This window comes from Streptomyces sp. NPDC050535 (genome assembly GCF_044457665.1).
Classification (GTDB): Bacteria; Actinomycetota; Actinomycetes; order Streptomycetales; family Streptomycetaceae; genus Streptomyces.
Genome location: NZ_JBITHE010000001.1, coordinates 177,287 through 191,820, shown reverse-complemented (window position 1 = coordinate 191,820; position 14,534 = coordinate 177,287). Strand labels below are relative to the sequence as shown.

The window sequence follows — 14,534 nt, the reverse complement described above, 5'->3', positions numbered from 1 at the left end:
CCGTACGACGCTCAGGCGAGAGTCGCCACCAGGACCGCCTTGATCGTGTGCAGCCGGTTCTCGGCCTCGTCGAAGACGACCGAGTGCGCCGACTCGAAGACCTCGTCGGTGACCTCCAGCGACTCGAGACCGTGGCGCTCGAGGATCTCCCGCCCGACCCTCGTCCCCAGGTCGTGGAAGGCCGGCAGGCAGTGCAGGAACTTGACGTCGGGGTTGCCGGTGGCGCGCAGCACGTCCATCGTCACGGCGTACGGGGACAGCGCGTCGATCCGTTCGTCCCACACCTCCTTCGGCTCGCCCATGGAGACCCAGACGTCGGTGGCGACGAAGTCGGCGCCCCGGACGCCCTCGGGGACGTCCTCGGTGAGCGTGACGCGGCCGCCGCTTCTCCCGGCGAGCTCGCGGGCCCGGTCGACGATCTCGTCGGCGGGCCAGTACGCGCGCGGGGCGACGACGCGGACGTCCATGCCGAGCAGCGCGCCGGTGATCAGGTACGAGTTGCCCATGTTGAAGCGGGCGTCGCCGAGGTAGGCGAAGGCGATCCCACCCAGCGGCTTGTCGCTGTGCTCCGTCATCGTGAGCACGTCGGCGAGCATCTGGGTGGGGTGCCAGTCGTCGGTCAGACCGTTGTAGACGGGCACACCGGCATGGGCGGCGAGCTCCTCGACGGCGGCCTGGCTGTCCCCCCGGTACTCGATCGCGTCGAACATCCGACCGAGTACCCGCGCGGTGTCCTTCACCGACTCCTTGTGCCCCATCTGCGAACCGGACGGATCGAGATACGTCGTCGAGGCGCCCTGGTCCGCCGCCGCGACCTCGAACGCGCAGCGCGTGCGCGTCGAGGTCTTCTCGAAGATCAACGCGATGTTCCTGCCCCGCAGGTGCTGGGTCTCGGCCCCGGCCTTCTTGGCCGCCTTCAGCTCGGCGGACAGCTCGATCAGCCCGCGGAACTCCTCTTCCGTGAAGTCCAGCTCCTTGAGGAAGTGGCGGCCGGTGAGGGCGGTCGGGGCTGTCGCCATGGAAGCGCTCCAGGATTACAAGGGGTGAAGACGGAAGGACTTTGAAATTCTATACGATGATTGGCATTTATATACGGCGCCGAGGATCTCCAGCGGTGCGGACCTCTATACGGCCTCTCGTTCGACCGGGCAGCTCATACAGCGCGGTCCGCCCCTCCCGCGCCCAAGCTCACTCCCCGGAATCTCGATCACCTCGATGCCCTGCTTGCGCAGATGCGTGTTGGTGGTCGCGTTCCGCTCGTACGCGACCACGATCCCCGGCTCGACGGCGAGGACGTTGCAGCCGTCGTCCCACTGCTCGCGCTCGGCCGCGTGCACGTCCTGGGTGGGGGTGAGGACACGGATCCGGCTCAGGCCCAGCGCCCCGGCGATCGCGCGGTGCATGTGCTCCGGAGGATGGTCGGTGACCTTCAGTTCCTTGTCCCCCACACCCGGCTCGATCGTGTACGAGCGGAGCATGCCGAGGCCCGCGTACTGCGTGAAGGTGTCGCCGTCGACCATCGTCATCACGGTGTCGAGGTGCATGAAGGCCCGCCGCTTGGGCATGTCGAGCGCCACGATGGTGCTCGCGGACCCAGCCTCGAACAGCTTGTGCGCGAGCATCTCGACGGCCTGCGGCGTGGTCCGCTCGCTCATACCGATGAGCACCGCGCCGTTGCCGATGACCAGCACGTCACCGCCCTCGATGGTGGAGGGGTAGTCCGCCTGCCCCTGCGACCAGAGGCCGAAGGTCTCGTCGCGGAACAGCGGGTGGTGCCGGTAGATCGCCTCGAAGTGCACGGTCTCGCGCTGCCGCGCCGGCCAGCGCATGGCGTTGATGGAGACCCCGTCGTAGATCCAGGCGGAGGTGTCCCGGGTGAAGAGGTGGTTGGGGAGCGGGCCGAGCAGGAAGTCGTCGAGGTCCATCACGTGGAAGCGAACGGAGGTCGGCTCCAGGTGGGCGTCCAGATACTCCCTCTTGGTCATGCCGCCGACCAGCGCGGCGGCCAGCTCAGGGGCGGGCAGGGCCTCGAAGGAGGCTCTGAGGTGGTCGGTGGCGAGCGGTCCGTACTCCTTCTCGTCGAAGACCCGGTCCAGGACGAGCGATCGGGCCGCCGGGATCTCCAGGGCCTCGGTCAGCAGATCACCGAAGAGATGGACGGCTACCCCGCGGTCGCGCAGCACGTCCGCGAACCCGTCGTGCTCGGCGCGCGCCCGGCGCACCCAGAGCACGTCGTCGAAGAGCAGAGCGTCCTTGTTGCTGGGGGTGAGCCTTTTGAGCTCTAGATCCGGCCGGTGCAGGATGACGCGGCGGAGCCGCCCGGCCTCGGAGTCGACTTGGAATCCCATGTCTCCATCCTGACCATCCGGACGCGTGTTCACCCACCGATCGGGCCGAGCAGCCCACGTCGTTTGATTTCGTCCTCTTGACGATAAGCCGCCTTCCGCGTTATCGTCGTGTTGACGAAAACGACCGACGAGGGTCGTCCCGGCCTCCGGGCCGCGACGACGAGGGGGTTACCCATGGCCGACATCACCCGCCGTCTCGGCTGGCGCCATCTGCGGGGAGCGCCGACCGCCCATGTCCGGCACCACCGGTCGGGCCAGTTGGTGCACGACGGTCCCGGGCTCAGCTTCTGGTACCGGTCCCTGACCGCCGCGCTCTCCGAAGTGCCGGTCGACGACCGTGAGTTGGCGATGACCTTCCACGCCCGTACGTCCGACTTCCAGGACGTCGCGGTGCAGGCGACCGTCACCTACCGCGTCAGCGACCCCGCGATCGCCGCCGCCCGCCTGGACTTCTCCATCGACCCCGACACGGGCGCCTGGCGCGGCGCACCCCTCGAACAGCTCGGGTCACTGCTGACGGAGACGGCTCAGCAGCACGCGCTGGACGTGCTGGCCCGTACGTCACTGGCCGCCGCCCTCATGGACGGGGTCGCGGCGGTACGGGAACGGATCGCGGGTGGGCTCGACGCGGAACCCCGGTTGCCCGCGACGGGGATCGAGGTCGTCGCCGTACGGGTCGTCGCGCTGCGCCCCGAGCCCGAGGTGGAGCGGGCCCTGCGTACTCCCGCGCGCGAGCAGATCCAGCAGGACGCGGACAAGGCGACGTACGAACGCCGTGCCGTCGCGGTCGAGCGGGAGCGCGCCATCGCCGAGAACGAACTCGCCAGCCAGATCGAACTCGCCCGGCGCGAGGAGCAGTTGGTCGACCAGCGCGGCACGAACGCGCGGCGCGAGGCGGAGGAACACGCGGCGGCCGACGCGGTGCGCGCCACGGCGGAGGCGTCGCGGACGGTACGCCTCGCGGACGCGGAGGCCACCCGTGCCGTGCGGCTCGCCAAGGCCGAGGCGGAGGCCGCGCGTGGGCTCGGCGCGGCCCGGGCCGAGGCGCAGGCCGCCTGGCTGCGGGTCCACGCGGACGTCGACGTCGCCACCCTGCACGCCCTCACGGGCACGCGGCTCGCCGAGAACCTGCCGCGGATCGACAGCGTCACCGTGTCGCCGGACGTCCTGACGGGGCTGCTCTCCCGGCTGGACGGGACCTCGGAGGGTTCGGCGTGAGCCTCGCGCCACGAGTCGTGCTGGTCCACCGCACCACGGAGTACGAGGAGTTGGTGGCCCGGCACGGCACGCACGGACAGGCGGCGTTCTTTCTCGCCTCCCGGGGGCGGGACATCGCCGAGGTTGCGGAGCGGAGCCACCGCACGCGGCGGGCATTGGCCGAGATCGCCGCCGACATTCCTCTGACGTGGCGTCAGGCTCGTGTTGAGCGCGCCGACTTGGACCGCTTCCTGTTCGCACCCGAGGACGTCGTGGTCGTCGTCGGGCAGGACGGTCTTGTCGCCAACGTCGCCAAGTACCTGGCGGGGCAGCCCGTTGTCGGGATCGACACCGATCCCGGGCGCAATCCGGGAGTGCTGGTGCGGCATCGGGCCGGCGACGCGGGCGCGTTGATCGCCTCGGCGGTCGCCAGGGGCGGGGCGGTCGACGAACTCACCATGGTCGAGGCCGTGGCCGACGACACCCAGCGGCTGCTGGCGCTGAACGAGATCTATCTCGGGGCGGCCGGACACCAGACCGTCCGGTACCGCTTGGGGCTCGACGACGACAGGGGTGTCGTCGAGCCCCAGGCCTCGTCCGGGGTCCTCGTGGGCACGGGGACCGGGGCTAGTGGGTGGCTCCGGTCCGTGTGGCAGGAGCGGGGTGCGGGGCTGGTGCTGCCCGGGGCCACGGAGGAGCGGTTGCTGTGGTTCGTACGGGAGGCGTGGCCCTCCCCGGTCACCGGGACCTCGCTGGTGGCCGGGCATCTCGCCGTGGGGGCGCGGCTTCAGCTCACCGTGGAGTCGGATCGGCTCATCGCCTTCGGGGACGGGATGGAGGGCGATGCGGTGGAGCTGGTCTGGGGGCAGACCGTGCGGGTGGGGGTGGCGGCGGTGCGGTTGCGGTTGGTGGGGTGAGGTTCTTCGCCTTGGACGGCCTCGTCCTCAAACGCCGGAGGGCTGAAGAATTTCAGCCCTCCGGCGTTTGAGGAGCGGGGTCTGGGGCGGAGCCCCAGGAACAAGGGACGGGTAGGGGCGGAGGGGGCGAAAAACCCCTACAGCCGCGGATCCACCGGCTCCGACTCCAGCGCCAGCACCCCGAACACCGCCTCGTGGACCCGCCACAGCGGCTCGCCCTCCGCGAGCCGGTCCAGGGCCTCCAGCCCCAGGGCGTACTCCCGGATCGCGAGCGACCGCTTGTGGTTGAGGAAACGGCCACGCAGCCGGGCGAGGTTCTCCGGCCGGGTGTACTCGGGACCGTAGATGATCCGCAGGTACTCCCGCCCCCGGCACTTGATGCCGGGCTGCACCAGCCGTCCCTTCTCGCCACGCACCAGCGCGCCGAGCGGCTTGACGACCATGCCCTCACCCCCGCGCCCGGTCATCTCCAGCCACCAGTCGACGCCGGCCCGCACGGACTCGGCATCCGCCGTGTCCACGAACAGCCGCCGGGTCGTCTGCAACAGCGCGCTCCCGTCGTGCTCGACAAGCCGGTCGATCAGGCCGAGCTGCTCGTCGTGCGGGAGGGCGGCCAGGCTGCGCCCCTGCACGGCGAGGATCTGGAAGGGCGCGAGCCGCACACCCTCCAGGCCGTCGGTGGTCCAGCAGTACCGCCGGTAGGCGTCGGTGAACGCCGCCGCGTCGGCGGCCCGCTCCCGCTGCCTGCCCAGCAGTTCCCGCACGTCGACACCGCGCGCGGCCGCCCCCTCGAGCGCGGCCAGCGCCCCGGGGAACACCGCCCCGGACGCGGCGCCCACAGCGGCGTACTGCGTCCGCAGCAGCCCGGACGCCTTCAGCGACCACGGCATCAACTCGGCGTCGAGCAGCACCCAGTCGGTCTCCAGCGACGCCCAGAGCCCCGCCGCGTCCGCAGCCGCCCGCACCCGGCCGAGGATCTCCTCCGTCACCTCGGCGGAATCGAAGAAGGGACGCCCGGTACGCGTGTACAGCGCGCCGGTGGGGCCGTCCACGCCGAACCGCTCCCGTGCGGCCTCCGCGTCCCGGCACACCAGCACCACCGCCCGCGACCCCATGTGCTTCTCCTCGCACACGACCCGCGCGACCCCGTCCTCCCTGTACTGCGCGAAGGCCTCGGCCGGGTGCTCCAGGTAACTCTCGATGTGCGAGGTCGCGGTCGGCGCCATCGTCGGCGGCAGGTACGGCAGCAGCCGCGGGTCGACGGCGAAGCGGCTCATGACCTCCAGGGCCGCGGCCGCGTTCTCCTCACGGACAGACACCCGGCCCGCGTGCCGTGTCTCGACGACCCGCCGGCCGTGCACGTCAGCGAGGTCGAGCGGGCGCCCCTCGTGCCCGCCGGGCCCCTCGGAGGCGAGCGGCTTGGCCGGCTCGTACCAGACCCGCTCCGCCGGTACGTCGACGAGCTCGCGCTCCGGCCAGCGCAGCGCGGTGAGCTTGCCGCCGAAGACGGCACCGGTGTCCAGGCAGATGGTGTTGTTGAGCCAGGTTGCCGTGGGGACGGGTGTGTGGCCGTACACCACGGCAGCCCGGCCCCGGTAGTCCTCCGCCCACGGGTAGCGCACCGGCAGCCCGAACTCGTCCGTCTCGCCGGTGGTGTCCCCGTACAGGGCGTGCGAGCGGACCCGGCCCGACGTACGGCCGTGGTACTTCTCGGGCAGACCCGCGTGGCAGACGACGAGCCGCCCGCCGTCCAGGACGTAGTGACTGACCAGCCCGTCGACGAACTCCCGCACCTCCGCACTGAATTCGTCGCTCTCCCCCGCCAACTGCTCGATGGTCTCGGCGAGTCCGTGGGTGTGCTGGACCTGGCGGCCCCTGAGGTGACGGCCGAGCTTGTTCTCGTGGTTGCCGGGCACGCACAGGGCGTTGCCGGATCCGACCATGGACATCACGCGGCGCAGCACGCCAGGGGTGTCCGGGCCGCGGTCGACGAGGTCGCCGACGAAGACGGCCGTACGTCCCCGCGCGTGCACCCCGTCGACGTAGCCGAGCCTGCCGAGCAGCGTCTCCAGCTCCGAGGCGCAGCCGTGGATGTCGCCGATGATGTCGAAGGGCCCGGTGAGGTGGGTGAGGTCGTTGTACCGCTTCTCCGTGCGGATCTCGGCGCTCTCGGCCTCCTCGACGCCCCGCAGGACGTGCACCTTCCGGAATCCCTCCCGCTCCAAGTGGCGCAGGGAGCGGCGGAGTTCGCGGGTGTGGCGCTGGATGACGCGGCGCGGCATGTCGGCGCGGTCGACGCGCGTGGCGTTGCGCTCGGCGCAGACCTCCTCGGGCACGTCGAGCACGATGGCGATGGGCAGCACGTCGTACTGCCTGGCGAGTTCGATGAGCTGCTTGCGGCTCTCCTGCTGCACGTTCGTCGCGTCGACGACCGTACGGCGGCCGGCCGCGAGGCGTTTGCCCGCGATGTAGTGCAGCACGTCGAAGGCGTCGCCGCTGGCGCTCTGGTCGTTCTCGTCGTCGGCCACGAGGCCGCGGCAGAAGTCGCTGGAGATGATCTCGGTCGGCTTGAAGTGCCTGCGGGCGAAGGTGGACTTGCCCGATCCCGACGCACCGACCAGGACCACGAGGGAGAGGTCGGTGACGGGCAGGACGCGCCCCTTGGTGTCGGTCATGCCGCCTTCTCCTCCTTCGCGGTCGTCCTGGCTGTGCGGATCGAGAACGTGGCCATCTGGGTCGGCGGCCCCACCTCCGGGTCGTCGGGGCCGACGGGCGTGAACTCCACGTCGTATCCGTGCCGTTGGGCCACCCGTCCCGCCCAGGTCCGGAACTCCTCGCGCGTCCACTCGAAGCGGTGGTCGCCGTGCCGGGAGTGACCGGCCGCGAGGGTCTCCCAGCGGACGTTGTACTCGACGTTCGGTGTGGTCACGAGCACGGTCCTCGGGCGCGCGGAGCCGAACACCGCGTACTCGAGGGCCGGCAGCCGCGGCAGGTCGAGGTGCTCGATGACCTCGCTGAGCACGGCGGCGTCGTATCCCTTGAGTCTCTTGTCGGTGTACGCGAGCGATCCCTGGACGAGCTTGACGCGCGCGGCCTGCCGCTCGCCCATGCGGTCCAGCTTGAGCCGCCGCGCGGCGACGGTGAGCGCGCGCATCGACACGTCGACACCCACGATCTCGTCGAACCGCGTGTCCTTGAGCAGTGCCTGCACCAACTGGCCCTGTCCGCAACCGAGATCGAGCACCCGTGCCGAGCCGGACGTGTGCAGTGCGGCGAGGATCGCGTCCCGCCGCTGGACGGCGAGCGACACGGCCTTGTCCGCCGTGTCCTCCGCGGCCTCCTCGGTGTCCTCCTCCGGACCGCTCTCCTCGGCGACCGCGTTGTCGATCTCCTCGACCGCGCTGTCGTCGGCCTCGGCGAGCCGGACGAGCTCCAGCCGCTCCATCGCCTCGCGCGTCAGCGACCAGCGCCGCGAGAGATACCGGCTGGTGATCAACTGCTGCTCCGGGTGGTCAGGCAGCCAGCCCTCGCCCGCGCGCAGCAGCTTGTCGACCTCGTCGGAGGAGACCCAGTAGTGCTTGGCGTCGTCCAGCACCGGGAGGAGGACGTAGAGGTGACGCAGTGCCTCGGACAGGGTCAGCCGCGCCGACTCCAGTACGAGGCGCACGTACCGCGAGTCGCCCCACTCGGGGAACTCCACGTCCAGCGGCACGGCCTCGACCGTCACCGTCCAGCCCAGCGGCTCGAACAGTCCCCGTACGAGGTCCGCACCACCGCGGGCGGGCAGCGCGGGCACCTCGACACGGAGCGGGAGGGGCCGGGCGGGCAGGTCGGGCCTGGCGTTGCACTGGCCCTTCATCGCGCTGGAGAACACCGCGCTCAGCGCGACCGCGAGCAGCGAGGAAGCCGCGTACGGGCGGTCGTTGACGTACTGCGCCAGCGCGGCGTCGGGGGCGCCGCCGCGGCCCTTGCCCTTGCCGCGCCGGACCATCGCGACCGTGTCGAGCTCGAGGAGCAGCGCGGCCGTGCACCGCTCGACGGACGCCTCGGAGTAGACGACGTGCGCCGTGCCGTAGGACGTCGAGAACGCCTGCGCGTTGTCGGGATGCTTGTGCAGCAGGTAGCCGAGGTCGGTCGCGGGGCGCTCCGGGGAGCCGGTGGCGGTGATCGTCAGGAACACGGTGGGTAGCCTCGAAACATCTGCTGAGCTGGGGAAACCGGGTGCGCGGAGCATCGCCGCGCATATCGCCCGCTCAACGTACAGCGAACGTCCCGGGCGGACCCGGGAATTTCCGGCGTCGGACCGCCGAGGAATAGCCCCGGGGAGCCGCCGGTTGCCGCCACTGCCGCACATCGGCATGAACCCGCACCCCACCCGGAGGGATCCCCACCGATGAACGAGGTCAGGGCCGTGGACCGCGCCGGCTCCTTGAAGGAGACCGTCGGACCGTACGGCGTCTGGAGTGTCGGGCTGCGCTCGGAGGATCCCGCCAGACGCGGCGAGCTCGCCGAGGCCGCGGCCGAACTGGAGGAACTCGGTTTCGGCGCCGTCTGGTTGGGCGGCAACAGCGAGGTGCGGCACGCCGTACCTCTCATCGAGGGAACCTCGCGGCTCACCGTCGCGACCGGCATCCAGAGCATCTGGCAGTACGAGGCCGCCGGCGCCGCGGCCCGTTTCGCCGAGGTGGAGGCGGCGCACCCCGGCCGCTTCCTGCTCGGCCTCGGGGTGAGCCACGCCCAGCTGGCGGACCAGTACCGCCGCCCCTACTCGGCCATGGTCGGCTATCTCGACGCGCTGGACGCCGCCGGCCTGCCCGCCGAGCGCCGGGTGCTGGCCGCGCTCGGCCCGAAGATGCTGGAGCTGTCGCGTGACCGGGCCGCCGGCTCGCATCCGTATCTGGTCACTCCCGAGCACACCGCGGTCGCCCGCGAGATCCTCGGCGACGCCCCGCTGCTGGCGCCCGAGACGAAGGTGGTCCTGGAGACCGACCCGGAGCGCGCCCGCTCGACGGCCCGCGGCAGTCTCGCCCCCTACCTGGGGTTGCCGAACTACACGAACGCGCTGCTCAAGTTCGGTTTCACCGACGACGACTTCGCGGACGGCGGCAGCGACCGGCTGGTCGACGCGCTCTTCGCCTGGGGTGACGAGGACCGGATCCGCGCGCGGATCGAGGCCTTCCGCACGGCGGGCGCGGACCACGTGGCCCTGCAACTGGTCGACGGCCGGTCCCGTGACGCGCTCCCCCGTGAGGCCTGGCGGCGGCTGGCCGAGTTGCTGGCCTGACCGTGGTCCGCGGGAGAGCGCGGACCACGGAGGTCGCGCTAGCCGAGCTGGGGCATGACCTCGGCCGCGATCAGTTCCAGGTGGTCCAGGTCGTCGAGATCCAGGATCTGGAGATACATGCGTTGTGATCCGACGGCCTGGTACTGGGCGATCCGCTCGACGACCTCGGCGGGAGATCCCGCCAGGCCGTTCGCCTTCAGCTCGTCCACCTCACGCCCGATGGACTCGGCGCGCCGCTTGACGTCGTTGTCGTCCTTGCCGACGCAGGCGACCAGGGCGTTGGAGTAGACGAGGTCGTCGGCGGCGCGGCCGTGCTCCCTCGCCGCCTCCGCGACCCGCTGGAACTGCCGCTCGGAGTCCTCGATCGACGCGAACGGAATGTTGAACTCGTCGGCGAAGCGCGCCGCGAGGGCGGGCGTCCGCTTCGCGCCGTGACCGCCGATGAGGACGGGGACCGGCTGCTGCGCCGGCTTGGGCAGCGCGGGAGAGTCCTTCAGCTGGTAGTACTTCCCGTCGAAGTCGAAGCGTTCGCCGACCGGGGTCTTCCAGAGCCCGGTCACGATGGCGAGCTGTTCCTCCAGCCTGCCGAACTTCTCCTTGGGGAACGGGATCCCGTAGGCCTCGTGCTCGGTCTCGTACCAACCGGAGCCGAGGCCCAGTTCGACCCGGCCGCCCGACATCTGGTCGACCTGGGCGACCTGGATGGCGAGGACGCCGGGCAGCCGGAAGGTGCCCGCTGTCATCAGGGTGCCGAGCCGGATCGTACTGGTCTCGCGGGCGAGACCGGCGAGGGTGATCCAGGCGTCCGTGGGGCCGGGGAGCCCGTCGGCGGAGCCCATGTGCAAGTAGTGGTCGGAGCGGAAGAACGCTCCGTAATCGAGGTCTTCGGCGGCCTTTGCGACGCGGAGCAGCGTCTCGTAGGTCGCTCCCTGCTGCGGTTCTGTGAACACTCGAAGATCCATGCATCCATCATGCACCGGTCACTTCGGGTCACCGTTACTGAACCGCTGGCTCTCCCGCGCCCCGGGTCGTCAACCCGCACCTGAGTGCCCGGGCGCTCCCGCTCCCTGGCGGGTGAAATCCGTCAACCCCGCGTGTGGCACGGGTCCGGACCAGTGACCGGGGTCGGTGGTGATCGTTGGCTCGGGCGGAGCCGGACCGCCGGCCCCCGTCGCCGGCGGTCGCCGGGGCGTCACTCCCGTCAGTGGCCCTCCCGCACGAGGGCCGAGGAGGCCGTCGTGTCCCAGGAAGTCGTGCCGCAAGCGGGCGCGTCCGCACCGCCGAAAGGGCTGCTCCAGCAGATGGAGGAGCTGATGGCGGCGCTCAACGCCGATCTGTCCCAACTGGACGCGGATCTCTCCGGGCCGCGGCCCGGCGCCGCCACGGACAAGACCGAAGCCGAGGCCGACCACGGCTGACGCCGGGCGAACCCGGCCAACACGCCGACCCCGGTCGACGGCCGGAAGTCGGAGCGAACCCACCGACCACGGCTTACGCCGGGAGAGCGGGGCGCTGACGCCGACTGCGCGGCCGACGCCAGGAAGTCGGAGCGGAGACGCCGGCTGCGGCCGACGCCGGGAAGTCGGAGCTATCACGCCGACCGCGGCTGACGCCAAGAGAGCGGAGCGAGGAAGCTGACCCCGGCTGCCCCCCGGAGGCGGAGCCCGCACACCGACCAGGTCAGACGCCAAGAGGCGGAACGAGGACGCTGACCCCGGCTGCCCCCGGGAGGCGGAACGCGTACACCGGCCAGGGCCGACGCCGGGAGGCGGAGAGAGGACGCTGACCACGACTGACGCCCGGTGGTGGAGGCGAGGACCAGGGCGGCGTCACCAGGCCGCCCCATCCCGCTCCACCACCCGCTGATCGCGCACCGTCAGCCGTCTCAGCATCTCCAGTACCCGGTCCCGGGACTCGTCCGCCGCGTCGATGGCTTCCATGCACTGCCAGTACGTGCCCTGGTCGTCCGCCGCGCAGGCGACTCCGACGAGGGCTATCCCGACCTCGCCGAGGAGGCACCCGAGGCAGAGGAGCGCCTCGCGGGCGTCGCCCAACTCGGTGAGCTGGGCGGCCCGCAAGGCGCCGAGGTCGAGAGCGGGGGCGCCGAGGACGCCGCAGCCCCGCCCCGCCAGCTCGGTCAGACCGAGGGCCTCGCCCCGCAGTTCAGGCGGTCCTGAGACGGCGAGACGGCTGCCGATCGCCTGCGCCAGGGCGTGTGCCTGCCACGCCTCTGTCATCACCTCCGGGGCCTCGCCCGTCCCCGCCAGGGCACGCCTGCTCGCCATGATGAGCCGCACCGCCTCCATGCGCTGTCCCCGTCTGTCCCGACGCGCTCACCACACGCGTCCACCCGAACTCCGCCGTCCACTACCCAGAGTGAGGTCAGACAGGACGAAAAGCCAGAGGTAGCCCGAAATCTGTGGACACGGAGTTGAGTGTGGACAACTCGAAGACTCCGGAGAGTGACATTTTTCGAACTCCGCGGCTGTCACACACTCTCCGAGGGCGGGAATCTCCGCTCGTTCCGGTCGATCTTCGCGTCGAGGGCCGCCAGCGGGTCGATGCCGAGTACCTCGCACAGCTGGAGCAGATAGGCCAGGACGTCCGCGACCTCGTCGGTGACTCGATGGGCGGTGTCGGCGTCGTCCATCACCCGGGCCGACTGCTCCGGCGTCAACCACTGGAAGATCTCGAGCAGTTCGGACGCCTCGACGCTCAGCGCGGCGACGAGGTTCTTGGGGGTGTGGTACGGCTGCCAGTTCCGCGCGGCCGCGAACTCGGCAAGGCGGTGTTGCAGCTTCGCTACGTCCAGTTCGGTCACGGCTCACGTCCAGCTTCACTCACGGCTTGCACAGCCCGGATCGGACCCCGTGTATTTGCACGGCCGGGGTCCGACCCCTGTCACGGCCAAGGTCTATCGCCGTCGATCTCATCGACCATCGGCCCGACCGAGGGTAAATGACCGTCGCCCCGGTCAGAGTTCCACCACCGTCGCGCCGGGCACCCCGTAGGCCCAGGAGGCGTCGCTCATCGTGCCGACCAGCCGGATGTGCCCACGCTCGCACATCCGCGCCGCCAGCCGTACCAGCTCCCCCGCCTGCCGGGCGTCCAGGCAGCGGTCGAGACCGTCGGCCAGGACGGTCAGCGTCTGGAGCGCCGCGGGCACCTCGCCCGCCTGGTCGACCGCGAGCACGCCCGGTCCGGTGAGCAGCACCAGGGCGAGCGCCAGATACCGCAACTCGCCGTCCCCGAGCAGCCCCAGCTCCGTACGTACGCCGTCGCCGCGGTCGAGGAACGCCCGGATCGTGCCGTCGCGCAAGGGCTCGCCCAGAACGTCCGTGACGGATCCCGCGCAGCCGGCCTCGACCGCGGCGACCAGTTGCGCGTGGCGTCGGCCGCACTCCGCGCGGGTCCGCCACAGCACTTCGGCGAGGTTGTCGCAGCCGCGCAGCAGCAGACCGGAGCCGACAGGGGCGGCGGCGCGCATCAGCCGAGGGCTCGGGTCGCAGACGAAGACGGACCGTAGCGCGAGCACCATCTGCTCGGCGGCGGCGAGGACTTGGCGCTCGCCGGCCGTCCGGCCGGAGACGCGCAGTGGGAGGAGCGCGGTGCCGAGGCGGTCGTCGGGGAGCGGGCCCCGGGTCACCGCGGACGAGCCCCCTGTGTGCCAGGCGGCCTGGACCACGGGGCGCCCCGGATCCCGTAGTGCCGTCTCCAGGAGGGTCAGGCCGCCCATCGTCAACCGCTCGCCCACGATGCGCAGTTCGGGCTCGGCCTGCACGGCGACGTCGAGACGGACGGGGCCCTCGGGACCGTCGACGGTGCAGCCGATGCGGAAGCCGCGCCGGCGCTGGGCGTCGGGCCGGGCGCGCTCGGGCACACAGGCGGCCGGGGCCGGGAACACCTCTCCCAGCTCGGCGCCGCTGCCGAGCCGGGCCAGCGCCTCGTACGCCCGCAGCGCGCTGGTCTTACCGCTGCCGCTGGGCCCGGCGACGAGGGTGAGCGGTCCGAGCGGGAACCGGACACGGCGGTGGGTGGCGAACGCGGCGAGCCGCAGCTCGGTGACGCCCGGGCGGTCGGGGCGCGCCCGCACCACCGCGGGGGCCTCCAGGGATGACAGGGTCATATCCGGACGGTAGGCCTCCGCGGCCAGGCGAACCGTTACGCCTGGGGGATCTTCCTACGATCGAGGGACGGGACACCGACCGACCACCCAGGGACGGCCGAGGAACCACCACGCACGCCGAAGGACTACCGTGCCCCGACCCCGAGGAGTTGTCGCGCCGGAGAGGGGCTGTCGCACTCCGGAGAGCCGCCGCGCGCCGCGAGTCCCGCCTCACGCCCCGGGAACCCCCGCGCCCTCCATCAGCCCCCGCACCTCGGTCCCGGGCGGCGTCAGCAGGAACACGTTCCGGTCGACGCGGTGCATGCCGCTCGACAGTCCGAAGACCACCCCCGTACTGAAGTCCAGTACCCGCTTGGCGACGTCCGTCTCGGCCCCGGTCAGGTCGAGGAGGACGGGTATTCCCGCCATCAGTGTCTCGGCGACCTCGCGAGCGTCGCCGAACACGTTGATACGCAGGACGACGAAGCGGCGGCGCGCTTCTGTCGGGGCCTCGGGTATCGACCGGTGGTCGACCGCCGAGGGCCAGGCGTCCCGGCCCCGTAGGGGGACAACCTGGGCGAGCCCCTCCCACTGTTCATCGGTGGCGTCGTGGCCGTTCACAGATCCACCCCGTCCTGGCTCGCACTCGTTGTCTGCACCGGGCAATTCTTACGCATGGTCAC

At 71.4% G+C, this 14,534-nt stretch carries 13 protein-coding genes; 4 read left to right on the top strand and 9 right to left on the bottom strand.

Annotation, left to right across the window (positions count from 1 at the left end):
- Window positions 1-11: 11 nt before the first annotated feature.
- Together argF and ACIBLC_RS00815 are read right to left on the bottom strand one after the other, a co-directional pair.
- Entirely contained in the window at window positions 12-1,019 is a 1,008-nt protein-coding gene (argF, locus tag ACIBLC_RS00820; protein ID WP_399208421.1) for an ornithine carbamoyltransferase, read from the bottom strand.
- A 105-nt stretch (window positions 1,020-1,124) separates the two neighbouring features.
- On the bottom strand, window positions 1,125-2,348 hold the full coding sequence (locus ACIBLC_RS00815; protein WP_399208420.1) for an arginine deiminase: 1,224 nt from the start codon (window positions 2,346-2,348) through the stop codon (window positions 1,125-1,127).
- Window positions 2,349-2,522: 174 nt separating this feature from the next.
- Between ACIBLC_RS00815 and ACIBLC_RS00810 the strand changes: the two genes are divergently transcribed.
- Both ACIBLC_RS00810 and ACIBLC_RS00805 read left to right on the top strand, forming a co-directional pair.
- Window positions 2,523-3,566, top strand: a complete 1,044-nt coding sequence (locus ACIBLC_RS00810) for an SPFH domain-containing protein (RefSeq protein ID WP_399208419.1) — start codon at window positions 2,523-2,525, stop codon at window positions 3,564-3,566.
- On the top strand, window positions 3,563-4,462 hold the full coding sequence (locus ACIBLC_RS00805; RefSeq protein ID WP_399208418.1) for a hypothetical protein: 900 nt from the start codon (window positions 3,563-3,565) through the stop codon (window positions 4,460-4,462). Before ACIBLC_RS00810 ends, ACIBLC_RS00805 begins: the two co-directional genes overlap by 4 nt.
- 137 nt (window positions 4,463-4,599) lie before the next feature.
- On the opposite strand, the gene ACIBLC_RS00800 is transcribed toward ACIBLC_RS00805, so the two are convergent.
- Both ACIBLC_RS00800 and ACIBLC_RS00795 read right to left on the bottom strand, forming a co-directional pair.
- A complete protein-coding gene (locus ACIBLC_RS00800; RefSeq protein ID WP_399208417.1) occupies window positions 4,600-7,137 on the bottom strand; it encodes a polynucleotide kinase-phosphatase in 2,538 nt (845 codons plus the stop codon).
- The gene (locus ACIBLC_RS00795) at window positions 7,134-8,642 is read right to left on the bottom strand and encodes a 3' terminal RNA ribose 2'-O-methyltransferase Hen1 (RefSeq protein ID WP_399208416.1); all 1,509 of its coding nucleotides are present in this window, start codon (window positions 8,640-8,642) and stop codon (window positions 7,134-7,136) included. Before ACIBLC_RS00795 ends, ACIBLC_RS00800 begins: the two co-directional genes overlap by 4 nt.
- A gap of 213 nt (window positions 8,643-8,855) precedes the next feature.
- Here ACIBLC_RS00795 and ACIBLC_RS00790 point away from each other — a divergent pair, with 213 nt between their 5' ends.
- Window positions 8,856-9,746, top strand: a complete 891-nt coding sequence (locus ACIBLC_RS00790) for an LLM class F420-dependent oxidoreductase (RefSeq protein WP_399208415.1) — start codon at window positions 8,856-8,858, stop codon at window positions 9,744-9,746.
- Window positions 9,747-9,784: 38 nt separating this feature from the next.
- On the opposite strand, the gene ACIBLC_RS00785 is transcribed toward ACIBLC_RS00790, so the two are convergent.
- Window positions 9,785-10,708, bottom strand: a complete 924-nt coding sequence (locus ACIBLC_RS00785; RefSeq protein ID WP_399208414.1) for an LLM class F420-dependent oxidoreductase — start codon at window positions 10,706-10,708, stop codon at window positions 9,785-9,787.
- 276 nt (window positions 10,709-10,984) lie between these two features.
- Between ACIBLC_RS00785 and ACIBLC_RS00780 the strand changes: the two genes are divergently transcribed.
- Window positions 10,985-11,164 carry a hypothetical protein gene (locus tag ACIBLC_RS00780; RefSeq protein WP_399208413.1) on the top strand — a complete coding sequence of 60 codons (180 nt, stop codon included), beginning with the start codon at window positions 10,985-10,987 and terminating at the stop codon, window positions 11,162-11,164.
- 411 nt (window positions 11,165-11,575) lie between these two features.
- Here the strand turns inward: ACIBLC_RS00780 and ACIBLC_RS00775 are convergent, their stop codons facing one another.
- From ACIBLC_RS00775 to ACIBLC_RS00760, 4 genes are all read right to left on the bottom strand, one after another.
- Window positions 11,576-12,052 (bottom strand): DUF6099 family protein, encoded by a 477-nt coding sequence (locus ACIBLC_RS00775; protein ID WP_399208412.1) that lies wholly within the window; start codon window positions 12,050-12,052, stop codon window positions 11,576-11,578.
- Between the two features lie 182 nt (window positions 12,053-12,234).
- Window positions 12,235-12,567 carry a nucleotide pyrophosphohydrolase gene (locus ACIBLC_RS00770; RefSeq protein WP_399208411.1) on the bottom strand — a complete coding sequence of 111 codons (333 nt, stop codon included), beginning with the start codon at window positions 12,565-12,567 and terminating at the stop codon, window positions 12,235-12,237.
- A 153-nt stretch (window positions 12,568-12,720) separates the two neighbouring features.
- A complete protein-coding gene (locus ACIBLC_RS00765) occupies window positions 12,721-13,872 on the bottom strand; it encodes an AAA family ATPase (RefSeq protein ID WP_399208410.1) in 1,152 nt (383 codons plus the stop codon).
- 210 nt (window positions 13,873-14,082) lie between these two features.
- Window positions 14,083-14,472: a cell division protein SepF gene (locus tag ACIBLC_RS00760; protein ID WP_399208409.1), complete on the bottom strand. Its 390-nt coding sequence runs from the start codon at window positions 14,470-14,472 to the stop codon at window positions 14,083-14,085.
- Window positions 14,473-14,534: the final 62 nt, after the last annotated feature.